General features: G+C 70.5%; 17 protein-coding genes. 10 read left to right on the forward strand and 7 right to left on the reverse strand.

Features of this window, described 5'->3' with window-relative positions; translation table 11 throughout:
* The first annotated feature begins 32 nt into the window (after positions 1-32).
* From ACWGIS_RS09210 to ACWGIS_RS09220, 3 genes are all read left to right on the forward strand, one after another.
* Positions 33-293 carry a UBP-type zinc finger domain-containing protein gene (locus tag ACWGIS_RS09210; protein ID WP_453361750.1) on the forward strand — a complete coding sequence of 87 codons (261 nt, stop codon included), beginning with the start codon at positions 33-35 and terminating at the stop codon, positions 291-293.
* A gap of 258 nt (positions 294-551) precedes the next feature.
* Positions 552-965: an anti-sigma regulatory factor gene (locus ACWGIS_RS09215; RefSeq protein ID WP_453361751.1), complete on the forward strand. Its 414-nt coding sequence runs from the start codon at positions 552-554 to the stop codon at positions 963-965.
* Complete coding sequence (locus ACWGIS_RS09220) at positions 962-2,059, forward strand: RNA polymerase sigma factor SigF (protein ID WP_453361752.1); 1,098 nt, start codon at positions 962-964, stop codon at positions 2,057-2,059. The genes ACWGIS_RS09215 and ACWGIS_RS09220 overlap by 4 nt, the downstream gene beginning before the upstream one ends.
* A gap of 102 nt (positions 2,060-2,161) precedes the next feature.
* Here the strand turns inward: ACWGIS_RS09220 and ACWGIS_RS09225 are convergent, their stop codons facing one another.
* Positions 2,162-2,611 carry a hypothetical protein gene (locus tag ACWGIS_RS09225; protein WP_453361753.1) on the reverse strand — a complete coding sequence of 150 codons (450 nt, stop codon included), beginning with the start codon at positions 2,609-2,611 and terminating at the stop codon, positions 2,162-2,164.
* A gap of 170 nt (positions 2,612-2,781) precedes the next feature.
* On the opposite strand from ACWGIS_RS09225, the gene ACWGIS_RS09230 reads away from it, so the two are divergent.
* Together ACWGIS_RS09230 and ACWGIS_RS09235 are read left to right on the forward strand one after the other, a co-directional pair.
* The gene (locus tag ACWGIS_RS09230; protein WP_356168563.1) at positions 2,782-3,750 is read left to right on the forward strand and encodes a diacylglycerol/lipid kinase family protein; all 969 of its coding nucleotides are present in this window, start codon (positions 2,782-2,784) and stop codon (positions 3,748-3,750) included.
* 319 nt (positions 3,751-4,069) lie between these two features.
* Positions 4,070-4,327 carry a WhiB family transcriptional regulator gene (locus tag ACWGIS_RS09235; protein ID WP_016639615.1) on the forward strand — a complete coding sequence of 86 codons (258 nt, stop codon included), beginning with the start codon at positions 4,070-4,072 and terminating at the stop codon, positions 4,325-4,327.
* Between the two features lie 349 nt (positions 4,328-4,676).
* Here ACWGIS_RS09235 and ACWGIS_RS09240 read toward each other — a convergent pair whose 3' ends face one another.
* A complete protein-coding gene (locus tag ACWGIS_RS09240) occupies positions 4,677-6,143 on the reverse strand; it encodes a sensor histidine kinase (protein ID WP_453361770.1) in 1,467 nt (488 codons plus the stop codon).
* 477 nt (positions 6,144-6,620) lie between these two features.
* Positions 6,621-7,316: a TetR/AcrR family transcriptional regulator gene (locus tag ACWGIS_RS09245; protein WP_453361754.1), complete on the reverse strand. Its 696-nt coding sequence runs from the start codon at positions 7,314-7,316 to the stop codon at positions 6,621-6,623.
* 96 nt (positions 7,317-7,412) lie between these two features.
* On the opposite strand from ACWGIS_RS09245, the gene ACWGIS_RS09250 reads away from it, so the two are divergent.
* Together ACWGIS_RS09250 and nagB are read left to right on the forward strand one after the other, a co-directional pair.
* Positions 7,413-8,165 (forward strand): SDR family oxidoreductase, encoded by a 753-nt coding sequence (locus ACWGIS_RS09250; protein WP_453361755.1) that lies wholly within the window; start codon positions 7,413-7,415, stop codon positions 8,163-8,165.
* Between the two features lie 762 nt (positions 8,166-8,927).
* On the forward strand, positions 8,928-9,713 hold the full coding sequence (gene nagB, locus ACWGIS_RS09255) for a glucosamine-6-phosphate deaminase (protein ID WP_453361756.1): 786 nt from the start codon (positions 8,928-8,930) through the stop codon (positions 9,711-9,713).
* A 761-nt stretch (positions 9,714-10,474) separates the two neighbouring features.
* Here the strand turns inward: nagB and ACWGIS_RS09260 are convergent.
* The 4 genes from ACWGIS_RS09260 to ACWGIS_RS09275 all read right to left on the reverse strand — a co-directional run bounded on the left by ACWGIS_RS09260 (position 10,475) and on the right by ACWGIS_RS09275 (position 15,456).
* Complete coding sequence (locus ACWGIS_RS09260; protein ID WP_453361757.1) at positions 10,475-12,046, reverse strand: glycoside hydrolase family 3 protein; 1,572 nt, start codon at positions 12,044-12,046, stop codon at positions 10,475-10,477.
* A gap of 9 nt (positions 12,047-12,055) precedes the next feature.
* Complete coding sequence (locus ACWGIS_RS09265) at positions 12,056-12,847, reverse strand: carbohydrate ABC transporter permease (RefSeq protein WP_355793536.1); 792 nt, start codon at positions 12,845-12,847, stop codon at positions 12,056-12,058.
* Positions 12,848-12,936: 89 nt separating this feature from the next.
* Positions 12,937-13,923, reverse strand: a complete 987-nt coding sequence (locus ACWGIS_RS09270) for a carbohydrate ABC transporter permease (protein ID WP_453361758.1) — start codon at positions 13,921-13,923, stop codon at positions 12,937-12,939.
* A gap of 246 nt (positions 13,924-14,169) precedes the next feature.
* Positions 14,170-15,456 carry an extracellular solute-binding protein gene (locus tag ACWGIS_RS09275; protein WP_453361759.1) on the reverse strand — a complete coding sequence of 429 codons (1,287 nt, stop codon included), beginning with the start codon at positions 15,454-15,456 and terminating at the stop codon, positions 14,170-14,172.
* Positions 15,457-15,885: 429 nt separating this feature from the next.
* Between ACWGIS_RS09275 and ACWGIS_RS09280 the strand changes: the two genes are divergently transcribed.
* The 3 genes from ACWGIS_RS09280 (at position 15,886) to mctP (ending at position 18,879) form a co-directional block, all read left to right on the forward strand.
* Positions 15,886-16,650 (forward strand): GntR family transcriptional regulator, encoded by a 765-nt coding sequence (locus tag ACWGIS_RS09280; RefSeq protein WP_355787689.1) that lies wholly within the window; start codon positions 15,886-15,888, stop codon positions 16,648-16,650.
* A gap of 358 nt (positions 16,651-17,008) precedes the next feature.
* Positions 17,009-17,272, forward strand: coding sequence for a DUF3311 domain-containing protein (locus ACWGIS_RS09285; RefSeq protein ID WP_453361760.1), 264 nt, complete (start codon positions 17,009-17,011; stop codon positions 17,270-17,272).
* A complete protein-coding gene (gene mctP / locus ACWGIS_RS09290; protein ID WP_453361761.1) occupies positions 17,269-18,879 on the forward strand; it encodes a monocarboxylate uptake permease MctP in 1,611 nt (536 codons plus the stop codon). The genes ACWGIS_RS09285 and mctP overlap by 4 nt, the downstream gene beginning before the upstream one ends.
* Positions 18,880-18,924: the final 45 nt, after the last annotated feature.

Consider the following 18,924-nt stretch of genomic DNA (forward strand, 5'->3'; position numbering starts at 1 on the left):
GCTTCCCGCACACCCGTCGTAACCTGGCAATCATGAAACAGTGCACGCACGCCGACGCGCTGCCGCACCCCGAGCCCGCGGCCCTGAGCGAGACCTGTCTCGAGTGCCTGGCCGCCGGCACGCATCCGGTGCAGCTGCGCCAGTGCCTGAGCTGCGGCCACGTGGGCTGCTGCGACTCCTCGCCGCTCCGGCACGCAGACGGGCATTTCCAGGAGACCGGCCACCCGGTGATGCGTACGCTCGAACCCGGCGAGAGCTGGCGTTGGTGCTTCGTGGACCACGTACTCGTGTGACCCTGGACCGGAACGGTTCGACGGTCTGAGGCCTGGGTACGTCAACCCGGCGCGCGCTCTTCCTATTTGGGGCCGCAGACCCCTAGCCACTGTCCGTACTCATAGGCTTACTATGAGTGACAGCACGGGGGCGGGGTCCCCGGGACAAGGGACTTGGGAGCGCGATAGCGTCACCGCTGAACCACGTATCGGTCATCGCGTTACCCCGGGGGGCCACCCTCGGCCCCTGAAGAAGCTTGTACCACCTTGGAGGTGAGGGTGTCCCAGATCGCAGGCGAGCCCGCGACCCAGGACTTCGTCGAAGTCCGGCTGCCGGCTGCGGGTGCCTACCTGTCGGTGCTGCGTACGGCCACGGCCGGACTCGCGGCGCGTTTGGACTTCACCCTCGACGAGATCGAGGACCTGCGCATCGCGGTCGACGAGGCGTGCGCGATCCTGCTGCAGCAGGCCGTCCCCGGCTCGGTGCTCAGCTGTGTCTTCCGGCTCGTCGACGACTCACTGGAGGTCACCGTCTCGGCGCCGACCACGGACGGTCACGCCCCTTCGCGGGACACCTTCGCCTGGACCGTCCTCTCGGCCCTCGCGGGCCAGGTCGACTCCTCCGTCGCCGACGACAAGACCGTTTCGATCAGTCTCTACAAGAAGCGCGGCGCGGGACCCGGGCCGGCGTGAGGAACGGGGACGGGCCGGTGCGGGAAGAGAAGCGCGGCACACGGGAACTTCCCGCCGAGGGCACCGGTGGCCCCGGCGGGCCGCGGCCCCTGGCGGCCGGCGTCGACGGCATCCCCGAGCAGGCCCGGCCGCATCCGGAGGACGATGTCCTCCCGGCGGTGCCCCAGGCGTCCCGGCCCGCGGGGCCACCCGGCGCCGACGCGGCCGCGACCTTGGGGGAAGAGCCGGGAGCTCGGGGAATGGTGACGGGCGGGACTATGAGCGAGCACGAGCGAAACGCGGAGCAGAGCGTGCAGGGCGCGCAGCACGGGCCGAGCGCCCAGCACACGCGGCACGACCCCCAGGACCGCAGCGGGGCACGGCTGATGTTCATCGAGCTGCGCAAGCTGAGCGACAGCAGTGCCGAGTACGCGGAGCTGCGCAACCAACTGGTCCGCATGCATCTGCCGCTCGTCGAGCACCTCGCCCGCCGCTTCCGCAACCGCGGCGAGCCGCTGGACGACCTGACCCAGGTCGCCACGATCGGCCTGATCAAGTCGGTGGACCGCTTCGACCCCGAGCGCGGGGTCGAGTTCTCGACGTACGCGACTCCGACGGTCGTCGGCGAGATCAAGCGCCACTTCCGTGACAAGGGCTGGGCGGTGCGGGTGCCGCGGCGCCTTCAGGAGCTGCGCCTCGCGCTCACGACGGCGACCGCGGAGCTCTCGCAGCAGCACGGCCGCTCCCCCACGGTGCACGAGCTGGCCGAGAAGCTGGCCATCTCGGAGGAGGAGGTGCTGGAGGGCCTGGAGTCCGCCAACGCCTACTCGACGCTGTCCCTGGACGTCCCCGACACGGACGACGAGTCCCCGGCCGTCGCGGACACGCTCGGCGCCGAGGACGAGGCGCTGGAGGGCGTGGAGTACCGCGAGTCCCTCAAGCCGCTGCTGGAGGACCTGCCGCCCCGGGAGAAGCGAATTCTGCTCCTCCGCTTCTTCGGCAACATGACCCAGTCCCAGATCGCGCAGGAGGTCGGCATCTCGCAGATGCACGTCTCGCGCCTGCTGGCGCGCACCCTGGCCCAGCTCCGGGAGAAGCTCCTCGTCGAGGAGTAGGCCGGCCCGCTGATTGCCGAGAAATGGGCGAAGTGGGCCGAGCACTGGACCGAGGCGCGGACGGAGCGGCGGGCGGGCCTCAGCGGCAGCCGGCCGGGACGCTCACTTCTCGTCCCGCGAGCCGCCCGGTCCCCGGATGCCGAGCGCGCGGGTCGTCGCGGGGTTCAGCAGCAGCACCAGCGCCACGACCGCGACGACCGCGAGGACGATCCCGGCCGGGATGGCGACACTGTCGGCCTGGAGCAGGCTGTAGGCCACCGGCAGCGCCATCACCTGGGTGATCACCGCCGGGCCCCGGCTCCAGCCGCGGCGCAGGAGCAGACCGCGCGCGGCCAGCAGCGGCAGCAGCGCAAGGACGATCAGGGTGATGCCCCCGGTGACGGCCTGCCGGCGGTCGTCCGTGTCCCCGCCGAGGCCCAGCACGACGATGTAGACACCCCCCGCCACCAGGGCGAGACCCTCCAGCGCGGCCAGCGCCGCCGCGGCGGTCAGCCGCCCCGGACGGGGCTCGGCGGTGGAGACGTCGGGGGCGGATCTCTGCTCAGCACTCACCCCTGAAGAGTAGCCCGGGACGACCGGCCGCCGAGGGGTCCGGGTGCCCGCTCCGCACCCCGGCGCACGGCTGCCCTGGTCCGCCCCCCGTACGCGCCGCCGTCCCGATCTTTCACCGGATCCGCACCTCGGTCTGGGTCGGGTACCACCCAGTAGGTACGCTGCATCGCATGCGTGCACTTCTCGTGGTCAATCCGGCGGCAACCACCACGAGTGCGCGTACGCGCGACGTGCTGATCCACGCACTGGCCAGCGAGATGAAGCTGGACGCGGTCACCACCGAGTACCGCGGGCACGCCCGGGACCTCGGGCGGCAGGCCGCGGAGAGCAAGGACATCGAGCTGGTCGTGGCCCTCGGCGGCGACGGCACGGTCAACGAGGTCGTGAACGGCCTGCTCCACCACGGCCCCGACCCGGACCGCCTGCCCCTCCTCGCGGTGGTCCCGGGCGGCTCCACCAACGTCTTCGCCCGCGCCCTCGGCCTGCCGAACGACGCGGTCGAGGCGACCGGGGCTCTGCTGGACGCCCTGCGCGAGAAACGGGAGCGCACGGTCGGGCTCGGTCTGGCCGCCGGCACTCCGGGCACCGAGGACGAGGCGGCACCGGCGCGCTGGTTCACCTTCTGCGCGGGGCTCGGCTTCGACGCGGGCGTGGTCGGACGGGTCGAGCAGCAGCGCGAGCGCGGCCGGCGCTCCACTCACGCGCTGTATCTGCGCCAGGTGCTACGGCAGTTTCTGGACGAACCGCACCGCAGGCACGGGACGATCACACTGGAGCGCCCCGGGCAGGACCCGGTGACCGATCTGGTGCTGTCCATCATCTGCAACACCTCGCCGTGGACGTTTCTCGGCAATCGTCCGGTGTACGCGTCACCTAAGGCCTCGTTCGATACCGGGCTCGACGTACTGGGTCTCAGCCGCATGTCCACCCCCTCGGTTGCCCGGTATGCCACCCAGTTGCTCACTTCGTCCCCCGAGCGCGGCCCCCGGGGAAAGCACGCCGTGTCCCTGCACGACTTGACGGACTTCACCTTGCATTCGAAGGTGCCGTTGCCCCTGCAGATGGACGGTGACCACCTCGGGCTGCGAACGAGCGTGACGTTCACAGGCGTACGCCGTGCACTGCGTGTGATTGTGTGAGTGGAAGGGGCCAAAGTCCTTTCACTCGAACGTTTAGACCAGGGTCCACCCCATGGAAGTACGGCTGTGACCTAGTCGACACCGAGGAATCAAAAAAAACTTTCCGGAAGGGGTTGTATCCGCCGCTGAGGTTTGCGAGTCTCTACGTGGCGCTCGGGGCGGCCCGCAACATCGGCCCCCACAGAGAGTCCGAACCCCTCCTCAACCCACAGGACCACGTCAGTCCGTCTGACGCTCGGCCCTTCACTTGTTGAGGGATTCGTGAAAGCGTTCACATTCACAAGCAATCCGCATGTAATACCAAGGAGAGGTAGCAGCCATGGACTGGCGTCACAACGCCGTTTGCCGCGAGGAAGACCCCGAGCTCTTCTTCCCCATCGGCAACACCGGTCCTGCGCTGCTGCAGATCGAGGAAGCCAAGGCCGTCTGCCGTCGCTGCCCGGTTATGGAGCAGTGCCTGCAGTGGGCGCTCGAGTCCGGCCAGGACTCCGGCGTCTGGGGTGGTCTCAGCGAGGACGAGCGCCGCGCGATGAAGCGCCGCGCCGCCCGCAACCGGGCCCGTCAGGCCTCCGCCTGACACCCACCCCCGCGACGAGCCTCAGCTTGGCGGCGCGTACAGCGAGTACGCATCTCCCGCTATCGAGCCGCAGCGCGCAGTACCCCCGATGCGCATAGCAACGAGCTTTAGCCCCGGACCGATTCCACGGTCCGGGGCTCACTGCTGTCCGGCCCCTCCCCCGGGCCGGCTCCCCCGGCAGGGTGGCCGACTCGCAGTCCGGACTGGCCGCACTCCGCCCGTCCACCCGTCCGGCCCGTGCGACACATCGGGCCCGTCCGTCCCGTCCGACCCGTCGCACGGATGTGCTCTTCGCGTAAGCGACGGGTGAAGAGTCGGCGCGGGCCAGAGCCGAACAGGTGGCGTCGGCCTACTTGTTGGCCTGCACCGGGACGTCCAGGATCACCCGGGTGCCGCGCTCCGGAGCCGGGACCATGTCGAACGTCCCGCCCAACTCGCCCTCCACCAGGGTCCGTACGATCTGCAGGCCCAGGTTGCCCGAGCTGTGCGGGTCGAAACCGTCCGGCAGACCGACCCCGTCGTCCTGGACGGTGACCAGGAGGCGGGCCTCCTTGCTGGTGCCGCCGCGGACCGCCGAGACCTCGACCGTGCCCCGGTCGCCCTCGCGGAAGCCGTGCTCCAGGGCGTTCTGGAGGATCTCGGTGAGGACCATGGACAGCGGCGTCGCGACCTCGGCGTCCAGGATGCCGAAGCGTCCGGTGCGCCGGCCGGTGACCTTGCCGGGCGAGATCTCGGCGACCATCGCCAGCACCCGGTCGGCGATCTCGTCGAACTCCACCCGCTCGTCCAGGTTCTGCGAGAGCGTCTCGTGCACGATCGCAATCGATCCGACCCGGCGGACGGCCTCTTCGAGCGCCTCCCGGCCCTCTTCGGAGCCGATCCGGCGGGCCTGGAGCCGCAGAAGGGCCGCCACCGTCTGCAAGTTGTTCTTCACCCGGTGGTGGATCTCGCGGATCGTGGCGTCCTTGGTGATCAACTCGCGCTCGCGGCGGCGCAGTTCGGTGACGTCGCGCAGCAGGACGAGCGAACCGACGCGCGTGCCCTTCGGTTTGAGCGGGATCGCGCGCAACTGGATGACGCCGTCACTGCTCTCGATCTCGAACTCGCGGGGCGCCCAGCCGCTGGCGACCTTGGCCAGCGCCTCGTCCACCGGGCCGCGTGACGGGGCGAGTTCGGCGGTCGTCACGCCGAGGTTGTGGCCCACCAGGTCGGAGGCGAGGCCCAGCCGGTGGTACGCGGAGAGGGCGTTCGGCGAGGCGTACTGGACGATGCCGTCCGCGTCCAGGCGGATCAGGCCGTCGCCCACCCGGGGTGAGGCGTCCATGTCGACCTGCTGGTCCGGGAACGGGAAGGACCCGGCGGCGATCATCTGGGCGAGGTCGGAGGCGCTCTGCAGGTACGTGAGCTCCAGCCGGCTCGGCGTGCGCACGGTGAGGAGATTGGTGTTGCGGGCGATCACTCCCAGTACCCGGCCCTCCCTGCGCACCGGGATGGACTCCACCCGCACCGGGACCTCCTCGCGCCACTCGGGGTCGCCCTCGCGCACGATCCGGCCCTCGTCGAGGGCGGCGTCCAGCATGGGGCGGCGGCCGCGCGGCACCAGGTGGCCGACCATGTCGTCCTGGTACGAGGTGGGGCCGGTGTTGGGCCGCATCTGGGCGACGGAGACGTAGCGCGTGCCGTCGCGCGTGGGGACCCACAGCACGAGGTCGGCGAAGGAGAGGTCGGAGAGCAGCTGCCACTCCGAGACCAGCAGATGCAGCCACTCGAGGTCGGAGTCGTCGAGGGCCGTGTGCTGGCGTACGAGGTCGTTCATGGAGGGCACGTGTGCGAGCGTACCCGCCGTATACGACAGGGCCCCAAAAGCGTATGTCCGTACGAGTCCGGTGGCGTCGCGTCCGGCCCAGGACCGGGACTGATGGCCCCGGAAACACCCGCGGGCCGCGGCGCCTGGGAGGGACCCTCAACCCTCCCGGCACCGCAGCCCGGAGCAACAACGGCCACGGGGTGTGCGGTCCCGATCGGCCGAAGGAGAGGAGCCGGAGCAGTCAGGGCAGAGAGCACCGGTTCCTCGGTCCGTCTTCCTGTGCGGGGAAGACGGAGGCTGTGCGTTCACATGCTGTCACGTCGATGTCGGCATGCTCGACCTGAGCATTGTGGACTAGACCATGTTCCTGCGTCCATGCGCCGCTGTCCATGCGTTGGCGGATGTTCGCCGCTGTCTGTTTATCCAACATCTACCGATGACCTACACGCAGAGTAGCCCGCCGGGGTTCACCCCGGGGGCCGGATCTCACGAGCTCGGCCAGATTGCCATGGCCAGTTCGGCGAGGGCCTCCAGCTCCTGGCAGGTCGCGCCGTCGCGGGCCTGCTGGGACATGCCCTGGATCACCGCCCCGGTGTGCCGGGCGAGGGCGGCGGCGTCCGTGCCGGCGGGCAGTTCGCCGGCTGCGATCCCCGCCCTTATGCGGCTCTCGAAGGCGGCGATGTTGGCGTTGCGCCGCTCCCGCAGCGACTCCTCCACCTCGGGCGAGGTGCAGTTGGCCGCGGCGTGGATCACCAGGCAGCCGTGCGGGCGGTCCGGATCGGTGTACTCCGCCGCGGCCTCGCGCAGTATCCGCCCGACGGCACCGCGGACGCTGGGCTCCTCGGCGAGGGCGCGCTCGGGGAACGAGCCGTACCTCGCGCCGTACACCTGGACGACCTCTTCGAACAGCGACCGCTTGTCGCCGAAGGCCGCGTACAGACTCGGGGCTCCGATCCCCATGACGCGGGTGAGGTCGGAGACGGACGTCCCCTCGTAGCCGTGCTCCCAGAACGCCAGGATCGCCTTCTCCAGCGCGGTCTCCCGGTCGAAGGAGCGCGGACGCCCCCGCCGCTTGCCCGGGGAGCCCTGCCCGGCCCGGGGCTTCGCCACCGCCGCATCGGGCTTCGCCGCCGCCGCGTCCTGGGTCCCGACGTGCGGCCCCGTCTGCTGCCTGCTCACCATGGAGTGGATTTTATAGCGCGTACTAGAGAAATGTCGGGGGGCTGTTGTACGGTTTTTTCTGTAGCGACCGCTATGGAAATCGGGAGGGGGTCCGGCATGGGTGCGCTCACGGGCAGGACGGCGCTGGTCACGGGCGGCGGCAGGGGCATCGGACGGGGCATCAGCGAGCGGCTCGGGCGCGACGGCGCGCGGGTGGCCGTGCACTACGGCACCAACGCGGCGGCGGCGCGGGAAACGGTGGCCGCGATCGAGGCGGCGGGCGGTTCGGCGTTCGCCGTCGGGGTGGAGCTGGGCGCACCGGGGGACGCGGAGGCGCTCTGGGACGCCTTCGACCGGCAGGCGGACGGCCTGGACATCCTGGTGAACAACGCCGGCATCGGCACGTCGAACGCCTTCGACCGGATCGACGAGGCCGAGTACGACCGCCTCTTCGCGGTGAACGTGAAGGCGCCGCACTTCATCACCAGGCTCGGCATGTCCCGGCTGCGGGACGGAGGGCGGGTCGTCAACATCTCCTCGGGCCTGGCGCGGGCCGCGGTGATGCCGGACAAGATGGCGTACGCGATGACGAAGGCCGCCCTGGACGTCCTGACCCGCGACCTGTCCAAGCTGCTCGGCCCCCGCGGCATCACGGTCAACACGGTCGCGCCCGGGATCGTCGAGACCGACCACACGTCCGAGTGGCTGCGGTCGAGCGAGGAGGCGCGGACGCGGGCCGCCTCGATATCGGCACTGGGCCGGGTGGGCGCCCCGTCCGACATCGCCGACGTGGTGGCGTTCCTGGCGTCACACGAGGGGCGCTGGGTGACGGGCCACTGGATGGACGCTACGGGGGGTTCTTTGACTTAGGGGTGCGGGTGGGGGGTGCGGGGTCGCGGGGCACCTGGGCCGGGTCGGGGACGGGACGCTCCGGTCCGGTGGAGGGACGGGCCATCCGGTTCGGTGGCGAGACGGGCCTGGGCCCGGTGGACGGAAGGGTCGAGCCGGCCTGTGGAGGGACGGGACGGGCGGGGGTGCGGAGGCGTGCGGGCTCGGAGTGCGGGGACGGGCTCCGGACGGACGGTCACGTGAGGTTGTGGCGTGGGGCGCGGGAACTGTGTGCCGGGCCTGTGGAGTCGCCGGGTTCCAGAGGGCTTCGGGCGGACGGTCAGGTGAAGGCGCGGACGCATCCCGGCCTGGGCCGCAGGGACGGCTCCTGGACTGTCGAAGGGGCGTGACGCGTCCCGCGCTGGGCCGGTCGGTCGCAGGGACGGTGTGCCGGGCTGTCGAGTCGCGCGGGTCCCCCGAGCTTTGGGCGGACCGTGCGAGGGCGAGGGCGAGGGCTTGGACGCGTCCGGGTCCGGGCGGTGCACTGGGCCGCAGAGAGGAGTAGCACTGGTGGTGGGCGGTCCGCGGACGGCCGGTGACCGAGGCCGTGGGCGTGCCAGGCACGGTCGAGAGACGACCCCTCGGGCGGACCGGTGACCGAGTCGGCCGGGCTCGCCCCGGAGGTCAAGCGGGATGGCGCGTTCCGCGCGACTCGGGCAAGGGGGCTCTGCTAGATTGGTCTATACCACATGCGTCCCCTTTCGGGTTCCAGTTGAGTCCCCTCTCCAGATCGGCAGGCCCAGCGTGGAAGTTGTCATCGTCCCGGACGCCAAGGCGGGCGGCGAGCTCATCGCCGAGGCCATGGCGGAGCTGCTCCGGCGCAAGCCCGACGCCCTGCTCGGCGTGGCCACGGGCTCGACCCCGCTGCCCATCTACGAGGCGCTGGCGGCCAAGGTCGGTTCGGGTGCCGTCGATGCCTCGCGTGCGCGGATCGCCCAGCTCGACGAGTACGTGGGGCTGCCGGCCGAGCACCCCGAGTCCTATCGGTCGGTGCTGCGCCGCGAGGTCCTGGAGCCGCTCGGACTGGGCATGGACGCGTTCATGGGTCCCGACGGCACGGCGGAGGACGTGCAGGCCGCCTGCGAGGCGTACGACAAGGCGCTGGCCGCGGCGGGCGGTGTCGACCTCCAGCTGCTCGGCATCGGCACGGACGGGCACATCGGGTTCAACGAGCCGTGCTCCTCGCTCGCCTCGCGCTCCCGGATCAAGACGCTGACCGAGCAGACCCGCGTCGACAACGCCCGCTTCTTCGAGGGCGACATCGAGCAGGTCCCGCACCACGTCATCACCCAGGGCATCGGCACGATCCTGGAGGCGCGGCACCTGGTGCTGCTCGCGACGGGCGAGGGCAAGGCCGACGCGGTCGCGGCGACGGTGGAGGGGCCGGTCGCCGCGGTGTGCCCGGCGTCGGCGCTCCAGCTCCACCCGCACGCCACGGTCGTCGTGGACGAGGGTGCGGCCTCCAAGCTGAAGCTCGCGGACTATTTCCGGCACACCTTCGCGAACAAGCCGGACTGGCAGGGCATCTAGACACCCTGCCGGCGCGACGGGCCTGGACGGCCCGCTTCGCGCAATAGGCGGCCCGGCGGACAAGCAGTTCGGCGAACGTGCGCTGGGCGGTTCGGCGTGCGGCGGGCGGCTTGCGGCGGGCGGCTTGCGGCTTGCGGCTTGCGGCTTGCGGCTTGCGAGCGGTCCCGACAACCGGGGTACGGCGGCGGACGATCGTGCGACCGGCGGTCCAGCGTGCGAGCTGCAGTCGGAGTTTCGGCAGTCCGAAGGGTCCGGCAGTCCAACGGGCCCAAGCGGCCCAAACGGCGGACGGTCGTGCAGCACGCGCAACCGGTAACCAGCAACCGGAAAGGCGCCGGAATCCCCTCAGCAGGGACTCCGGCCCCTTTTCGTACCCGGACACGATCGTCATGGCCACAAGCCGCAGGGACCCACAAAACCGCAAGCCGCCGAATCCGACGAGGCCGGAGTCCGCCGGAATCGACGAGGCCCCAGACGCCCGGAACCCAAGAAGCCGCAAGCCGCAAGCCGCCTGAATCAACGAGGCCACAGACGGAGGCGATCGCCATGGCCGCAGGCGCCGGGGACCCACGAGGCCACAGGCGCCCGGAACCCACAAGGCCACAAGCGCCCGATCCATGAGGCCACAGGAGCCCGGAACTTATGAGGCCACAGGTCGCCGGAATGGACGTGCCCAGGCGCCCGGGATGGAGTGGCCGGGGGGCCGCCGGAATCGACGTGCCGCAGCCGTCCGGGATCCAGTGGCCCGGGCCGGCCTCCGTTCACGTCCCCGCGATGACCTCCGCCGCCGCTCGGCCGCAGACCCTGGCCGCCCCGTGGGTCGCGATGTGCAGGGCGCCGCGGGGCGTGGCCTGGGGGACGCCCATCTCGACGACGACCGTGTCGGGGCGGGCGGCCAGCAGGGTGTCGAGCGCCGCGCCCATCCAGGGATGGCGGTGCTCGTCGCGGACGACGGCGACGACCCGGCGCGTCCCCGCCGCCGCGAGGGCGGTGGTGCCCGCGTCCTCGCCGGAGAAGCTGCCGGTCTCGGTGCCGGGCAGCAGTCCGGCGAGTTCGGCGGCGACGCCCCACGGGGTCTCGTCCCCGACGGCGATGTTCGCGACCGGGGTCAGCGCGGCGACGTAGGGCGGCTCGGTGAGCGGGGCGTACGTACCGGAGTGCGTCACCGTGAGTGCGCGCCGGGCGGCGACGAGGCCGATCTCGGTGCCGGTGCCGGTGCCGGTGCCGGACGCGCCCCCCGGGCGCCCGGTGCCGAGTCCGACGGAGGAGGCGGAGGCCGCGGAGGCCGCGGGGTCCGCGGACGCCCCGTTCGCGGCGGCAGCGGCGGCGGTCCACCGGGCGAGCGCCCGGACCCGGGCGGCGGCGTCGGCGAGGCGCTCCTCGGCGAGTTCGCCGCTGCGGACGGCGGAGACCAGGGCGTCGCGCAGCCGCCGTACGGTCTCGTCGTCCGCGAGGCCGCCGCCCACGCAGATCGCGTCGGCGCCGGCGGCGATGGCGAGGACGCTGCCGCGTTCGATGCCGTAGGTGGCGGAGATGGCCTGCATCTCCATGCCGTCGGTGACGATGAGGCCGTCGTAGCCGAGTTCCTCGCGGAGCAGTCCGGTGAGGATGCGGCGGGAGAGCGTGGCGGGGCGGTCGGGATCGAGCGCCGGGACGAGGATGTGCGCGCTCATCACGGCCCGGCTACCCGCGGCGATCGCGGCCCGGAACGGGGCGAGCTCGCGGGCCTGGAGGACCGAGAGGTCGGCGTCGATGCGCGGCAGCGCGTGGTGCGAGTCGACCGCCGTGTCCCCGTGTCCCGGGAAGTGCTTGGTGCAGGCGGCGACGCCCGCGGCCTGGAGGCCGGTGACGTAGGCGGCGGTGTGCCGGGCGACCAGGTCGGTGTCGGCGCCGAAGGACCGTACGCCGATGACCGGGTTGCCGGGGTTGGAGTTCACGTCGGCCGAGGGGGCCCAGTTGAGGTTGACGCCGCAGGCGGCCAGGCGGTGGCCGAGTGCTTGGGCCACCTCCCGGGTCAGCTCGACGTCGTCCACCGCGCCCAGTGCGTGGTTGCCGGGGTAGGAGGACCCGGTGCGCACCTCGAGCCGGGTGACGTCGCCGCCCTCCTCGTCGATGGCGACGAGCACGTCGTCGCATTCGGCGCGCAACTGGGCGGTGAGGGTGGCGAGTTGTGTGGCGGTGGCGATGTTGCGGCCGAAGAGGCCGACCGACGTGAGGCCTTCGCCGAGCCTGCGCAGCAGCCAGTCCGGCGCGCTGGTCCCGGTGAAGCCGGGTTGCAGCACGGCGAGGGCGTCGCGCGTGAGCGTGTCGGTACCACTGGCGAGTGTCGTCATCGGGTGGCGTTATCCCTTCACGGCGCCCGCGGTCAGCCCCGCGGCCATTTTGCGCTGGACGATGAGGAAGAGAACGACGATCGGCACGGCCATCATGGTGGAGCCGGCCATCATCGGGGCGTACTCGGTGCCGTGCTTGGTGGTGAAGTTGCCGAGCCAGACCGTGGCGGTCTGGTTCTTCTGGCTCATGAGCATCAGGGCGTAGAGGTACTCGTTCCACGCCTGGATGAAGCCGTAGACCGAGGTGGCGACCATGCCCGGGGCCAGCAGCGGGAAGACGACGCGGACGAAGGCGCCCGTGCGGGAGCAGCCGTCGACCATCGCGGCCTCCTCCAGCTCCTTCGGGATGTTGACGATGAAGCCGCGCAGCGTCCACACCGTGAAGGGCAGGATGAAGGTCAGATAGGTGATGATCAGGCCGGTGAGCTTGTCGTACTGGCCGAGGTCGTTCAGCAGCAGGAAGACCGGGATGATCATGGCGACGAGCGGCACCATCTGGACCGCCAGGATGCCGACGATCACGATCTTGCGGCCGCGGAAGGCGAACCGGGAGATGGCGAGGGCGGCGAGCATGCCGACCACGATGCCGATCAGCACCACCGCCAGCGAGACGACCAGGCTGCGGCCGACCGGGCCCCAGAAGTCGGCGATGTCGAGCGCCCGGCGGAAGTTGTCGAGGGTGACCGCCGTGGGCAGCAGGCTCGGGTCCGGGTCGATGGCGTCCTTCGCCGGCTTGAACGCCGTGTTGAGCATCCAGTAGACGGGGAAGCCCGCGGTGGCGAAGACGAACAGGCCGAGCAGGTTCCAGCCGAGTTTCGACTTGCGCGGCCGGGAGGCGGCGGGAGTCGCGGCCGACTTGCGCGGCCGGGCGGCGGGAGCGGTGGTCGTGGTCACTCGACCTCTCCGATCTTGAGCATCTGGCGCATGTAGACGGCGACCACACCGAGCAGCAGGAGCACGGTGAGCAGGGCGATCGCCGACCCCTGCGCGTAGTCGTTGACCACGAAGGCGCGGTCGTACGAGTACGTGGTGAGCAGCTGGAACTCGGCCTCCGGGTGGCCGCCGCGCATCACGAAGACCTGCGGAAAGACACCCATGTCCCAGATGACGGAGAGCGTCGTGAGCATCACGATGATCGGCTTGAGGATCGGCAGCGTGACGTACCGGAAGACGCCCCAGGCGCCCGCGCCGTCGAGGCGCGCCGCCTCCTCCAGTTCGGCGGGCACCTGGGTGAGTCCCGCGCTGAGCGTGATGACGACGAACGGCACCGCGCCCCAGACCACGAGGAGCATGATCACGGCGAGGCCCTGGGGGCCGCTGGCGAACCAGTTGTGGCCGATCATGTCGACGCCGGGGAGCCTGCTGAGCACCGCGTTGAAGACGCCGTAGTCGGAGTCGAAGAGCCACTTGAAGACCGTGGTGGCGACGATGATGGGCATGCCCCAACTGGCCACCAGGGCGATGTTGATGAGGGTCTTCACCCAGCCGGAGACGCGCTGCAGGAGCAGCGCGATCAGCATGCCGATGACCATCGTGAAGACGACGGAGCCGCCGGCGAAGACGATCGTGCGGACGACGACGGCCCAGAACTCGCCGTCTCCGAGCACCTTGCTGAAGTTGTCGAAGCCCACCGACTCGGCCGGCTTGAAGCCCCACAGCTGGGACTGCCCGAACTCCTGGAAGGACAGGGTGACCAGGCGGACGAGGGGGTAGCCGAGCACCAGGGCGAGGATCAGCAGGCAGGGCGCGAGCAGGGCCCAGGGGACGGCCGTCCCGCCGGTGGTCCGCTTCCGGCGTGGTGGTGCCACGGGGGCAAGTGGTGGTGGCGACTGCCGCGTCGGCGGCACTTTGGCAGTGGTCGTATCAGCGGCACTCATCCGCGCGCTCCTCAGCGGTCCCTCGGGTCCACGGGTGGCAGGTCCCGTCCCCGACCGGGTCGTACAGGTCGTACGGGAGGCGGGCTCCCGCGCCCCGGCCGGCCCGTACGCGTCGTACGGGCGGCAGGCCGTCCGGCCCCGACGTCTTCGTGCGGGGCGTGCAGGGGGGACGGGGAGCGGGCCCCGCCTCCCGGCAGGGTCGTACGGAAAGCAGGGCCCCGCCGACAACGGGGCCCTGCCTGGAGGTCACTTGGTGTTGATGACCTTGTCGATCTTGGCGTCCGCTTCCTTCGCGGCGTCCTCGACCGACTTCTTTCCGGTGCCGATGTTCTGCAGCATCGTCTGCAGGACCTGGGCCTTCTCGACCTGGCCCCAGCCGGGCGCCATCGGGACGAACCAGTTGCTCTCGGCCGCGGTGGCCGGGACGGCCGTCTTCGGGTCGCTCTTCAGCGTCGCGAGGTCGGTCTTGTTGTTCGGCAGGTTGCCCTTGCCGATCAGGCCCTTCTGGCCCTCGGCGCCGGTGAGCGCGTTGATCCACTCGGCCGCGAGTTCCTGGGCGTCGGACTTCACCGGGACGGCGAGGTCGGAACCGCCGAGGAAGACGGGGAGGTTCTTGCCGGACGGGCCGGGGACCACGAAGTTCTCGAGGTTGCCCTTGAGCTTGCCGGTCTTGTCGTTCTTCGGGTCCTCGGAGGTCGCGCCCTCCCAGGCGGCACCGAAGATCATGCCGGACTTGCCCTGGCCGTAGACGATGTAGCGGTCCGACTCGTCCTTGGTCTTGTCGCCGTGCATGTACTTGTCGACGACCGACTTGAAGGCCTTGAGGCCCTTGACCGACTCGGGCGAGGAGAGGTTGCCCTTCCACTGGCCGCCCGACTCGACGGCGATGGAGCCGCCGGCGTCGTAGACGAAGGACATCGCGGCGTACCAGTCACGGGTCGGCTGGTACCAGGCGCTGAACTTGTCGCCCTGCTTCTTCTGGATCTTGTCCAGGGCGGTGGTCAGGTCCTTGTACGTCTTCGGCGTGGACTTGACGCCGGAGGCGGCGGCGATGTCCTTGCGCCAGTTGCCGACTCGGCCACCGGCGTAATACGGCACGCCGTAGGTCTTGCCGTCGTAGGTGACGGAGGCCTTGAGGCCGTCCAGCCACTGGTCCGAGTTGTCGAACTTCGACGCCTCGACGGGGGCGAAGGCACCCTTGACCATGTAGCCGAGCATCTCGGTGTTGCCCATCTCGACGACGTCGGGGGCCTTGTCGGTGGCGAGGACCGCGTCGAGCTTGGCGTTCTTGTCCGGCCAGCCGTAGTACTCGTGGTTGATCTTGACGCCGGGGTGCTTCTTCTTGACCGCGTCGTCGGCGGCCTTGACCAGCTCGGGCCAGTTGTTCTGCGCGTCCACCGTCAGCCAGACGGTGAGTTCCTTGGCCTCCGCGCCGCCCTTGCCGCCCCCGGAGTCCTTGTCACTGTCCCCGCACGCCGCGATGGAAACCATCATGCCCGCGATACCGATCGCGGCTATCAGCTTGCGCTTCACGCCACCCTCCTCAGGGATGCCATAAACCCCCCTGCCCACCGCGGTGACCTGTGACGAGTACTGCCCGTGGGGCCGGGACCTGGACCAATGGTGTAGACCAGTACGGGGAGCTTGGCCTAGACCTAGAGGGGTGTCAAGGGTGAAGAAGTCCCTTCAGGTGAGCGTTACGGGACCGACATATGCAGGGACCTTTCATTGCTCAACCGGCAGAACGGACAGGGGTGTTCCGGCGGTGCGAAGAAGGCGCTCCCACCTCGGCGGAGGCCCTCTGATGGGTGCGCTGGACTAGACCAACGGGGACCCCGACGGTATATAGAGGGGATCACGGAGCGTGCGGGGGACACTCGCGCGCGAAGCCGTGCCACGATGTGAGCCGTGGCCGATCGGGTATGTCGGTCGCTTCGGCATCCGGAGCCGGGAAGGCAGAGCATGAGCACCGACGTCAGCAGTGCGGAGAACGAGGGTGGGGCACCCATCCGTACCGCGCGCGTGCCCAAGTACTACCGCCTCAAGAAGCATCTGCTCGACATGACGGAGACGCAGTCGCCCGGTACGCCGGTGCCGCCCGAGCGCACCCTCGCCGCCGAGTTCGACACCTCCCGCACCACCGTGCGCCAGGCACTCCAGGAGCTGGTCGTCGAGGGCCGCCTCGAACGCATCCAGGGCAAGGGCACCTTCGTCGCCAAGCCCAAGGTCTCCCAGGCGCTCCAACTCACCTCGTACACCGAGGACATGCGGGCCCAGGGCCTCGAACCCACCTCGCAGCTGCTGGACATCGGCTACATCACCGCGGACGAGACCCTCGCGGACCTGCTCGACATCACCGCCGGCGGACGCGTGCTGCGGATCGAGCGGCTGCGGCTGGCGAGCGGCGAGCCGATGGCCATCGAGACGACCCACCTCTCCGCCAAGCGCTTCCCCGCCCTGCGCAGGTCGCTCGTCAAGTACACCTCTCTCTACACGGCGCTCGCCGAGGTCTACGACGTCCACCTCGCCGAGGCCGAGGAGACCATCGAGACCTCGCTGGCCACCCCGCGCGAGGCCGGGCTGCTCGGCACCGACGTCGGGCTGCCCATGCTGATGCTCTCCCGGCACTCGCTGGACCGGACCGGCCAGCCGGTGGAGTGGGTGCGCTCGGTGTACCGGGGCGACCGCTACAAGTTCGTGGCCCGCCTCAAGCGGCCGATGGACTAGATCACCCGAGTCCCGCCGGGGCACCGGACGTCGGCGGCGCGGCGGACCCCGGTCGGAGCGGTCGCGCGGAGCGCCGGGCGCCGGACGCCGGGCGCCGGACGCCGGGCGCCGGACGCCGGGCGCCGGACGCCGGGCGCCGGACGCCGGACGAGGATCCGCGCCAGGGGGGTCCGCTGCCGCCGGACGCCCCCGGCGGCGGGCCACGCGGGTGCGGAAAACGCCTCGGTGAGGCATTCGCCGCCGGGGAATACCCGCTGGTCGGGACCGATATGCGGACGGGGGGTTCCGCCTGCGCGACGCCGTCGCCTAGATTGCCTGCGCATTACACAGGTGATCAGCGAGGGGACGGAGCCGCGGAATGTCAGATGTGCCCGAAGTGAAGCCACCGGTGGTGACACCGGTCCGCGTGGTGATAGCCGTCTGCCTCGTCGCCCCTTTCGTGGCGATGCTGTGGGTCGGCTCCTACGCGAAGACCGACCCGACGTTCATCGGTATCCCCTTCTTCTACTGGTACCAGATGCTCTGGGTGCTGGTCTCCACGCTGCTCACGATGACCGCGTACAAGCTCTGGCAGCGTGACCAGCGCGCCCGCGCGCAGAAGGACGGGGGTGCGTCGAAGTGAACGACGGCGTGAACGGAGTCGCCCTCGGCGTCTTCATCTTCTTCTTCCTGGCCGTCACGGTCATGGGCTTCCTGGCCGCGCGCTGGCGCAAGGCCGAGAACGAGCACAGCCTCGACGAATGGGGCCTGGGCGGTCGGTCGTTCGGCACCTGGGTCACCTGGTTCCTGCTCGGCGGCGACCTCTACACCGCGTACACGTTCGTCGCCGTGCCCGCGGCGATCTACGCGGCGGGCGCGGCCGGCTTCTTCGCCGTGCCGTACACCATCCTCGTGTACCCGCTGATCTTCACGTTCCTGCCGCGGCTGTGGTCGGTCTCGCACAAGCACGGCTACGTGACGACCTCGGACTTCGTGCGCGGGCGCTTCGGCTCCAAGGGGCTGTCGCTCGCGGTCGCCGTCACCGGCATCCTCGCCACGATGCCGTACATCGCCCTGCAACTCGTGGGCATCCAGGCGGTGCTGGACGTGATGGGCGTCGGCGGCGGCGAGAACACCAACTGGTTCGTGAAGGACCTGCCGCTGCTCATCGCGTTCGGCGTGCTGGCCGCGTACACCTACTCCTCGGGTCTGCGGGCGCCCGCGCTCATCGCGTTCGTCAAGGACACCCTGATCTACATCGTGATCGCGGTGGCCATCATCTACATCCCGATCAAGCTCGGCGGGTTCGACGAGATCTTCAAGGCGGCGGGCGAGAAGTACACGGCCGCCGGCGCGGGCGGGGTCGTGCCGGCCGAGGCCGGGCAGTGGACGTACGCCACGCTCGCGCTCGGCTCGGCGCTCGCGCTGTTCATGTACCCGCACTCGATCACGGCGACGCTGTCCAGCCGCAGCCGTGACGTGATCCGGCGCAACACCACGATCCTGCCGCTGTACTCCCTCATGCTGGGCCTGCTCGCCCTGCTCGGGTTCATGGCGATCGCGGCCGGGGTGAAGGTGCAGAACGGGCAGCTGGCGATCCCGCAGCTGTTCGAGACGATGTTCCCGGACTGGTTCGCGGGCGTGGCCTTCGCGGCCATCGGCATCGGCGCGCTGGTGCCGGCGGCGATCATGTCGATCGCGGCGGCGAACCTCTTCACCCGCAACATCTACAAGGACTTCATCAAGCCGGACGCGACCCCCAAGGAGGAGACGCGCGTCTCCAAGCTGGTCTCGCTGCTGGTCAAGGTGGGCGCGCTGGCCTTCGTCCTCACCATGGACAAGACGGTCGCGATCAACTTCCAGCTGCTGGGCGGCATCTGGATCCTGCAGACCTTCCCGGCGCTGGTCGGCGGCCTGTTCACCCGCTGGTTCCACCGCTGGGCGCTGCTCGCCGGCTGGGCCGTCGGCATGGTCTACGGCACCGTCGCCGCGTACGGGGTCGCCTCCCCGACGCAGAAGCATTTCGGCGGCAGCTCGAAGGAGATCCCCGGCATCGGGGAGATCGGCTACATCGGCCTGACGGCCTTCGTGCTGAACCTCGTGGTGACGGTCGTGCTCACCTTCGTCCTGCGGGCCGTGAAGGCGCCCGACGGCGTGGACGAGACGTCGCCGGAGGACTACACGGCGGACGCCGGGGACCCGGGCGTCCAGGTGGAGCTGCCGCCGGCCACGGCGGCGGCGCCGCACTGACACCCGGGAGGGGCATCCCTCGGGCCGCCGGAGAAATCCGGCGGC

The sequence above is a fragment of the Streptomyces sp. NPDC054842 genome (assembly GCF_053611025.1).

Excerpts from the sequence above, each read along its gene's own strand:
- ACWGIS_RS09285 (WP_453361760.1), top strand. The coding sequence starts at position 17,009 with ATGTCAGATGTGCCCGAAGTGAAGCCACCGGTGGTGACACCGGTCCGC.
- ACWGIS_RS09240 (WP_453361770.1), bottom strand. The coding sequence starts at position 6,143 with ATGAACGACCTCGTACGCCAGCACACGGCCCTCGACGACTCCGACCTC.
- ACWGIS_RS09230 (WP_356168563.1), top strand. The coding sequence starts at position 2,782 with ATGCGTGCACTTCTCGTGGTCAATCCGGCGGCAACCACCACGAGTGCG.
- ACWGIS_RS09250 (WP_453361755.1), top strand. The coding sequence starts at position 7,413 with ATGGGTGCGCTCACGGGCAGGACGGCGCTGGTCACGGGCGGCGGCAGG.
- ACWGIS_RS09245 (WP_453361754.1), bottom strand. The coding sequence starts at position 7,316 with ATGGTGAGCAGGCAGCAGACGGGGCCGCACGTCGGGACCCAGGACGCG.
- ACWGIS_RS09260 (WP_453361757.1), bottom strand. The coding sequence starts at position 12,046 with ATGACGACACTCGCCAGTGGTACCGACACGCTCACGCGCGACGCCCTC.
- ACWGIS_RS09235 (WP_016639615.1), top strand. The coding sequence starts at position 4,070 with ATGGACTGGCGTCACAACGCCGTTTGCCGCGAGGAAGACCCCGAGCTC.
- ACWGIS_RS09280 (WP_355787689.1), top strand. The coding sequence starts at position 15,886 with ATGAGCACCGACGTCAGCAGTGCGGAGAACGAGGGTGGGGCACCCATC.
- ACWGIS_RS09210 (WP_453361750.1), top strand. The coding sequence starts at position 33 with ATGAAACAGTGCACGCACGCCGACGCGCTGCCGCACCCCGAGCCCGCG.
- ACWGIS_RS09270 (WP_453361758.1), bottom strand. The coding sequence starts at position 13,923 with ATGAGTGCCGCTGATACGACCACTGCCAAAGTGCCGCCGACGCGGCAG.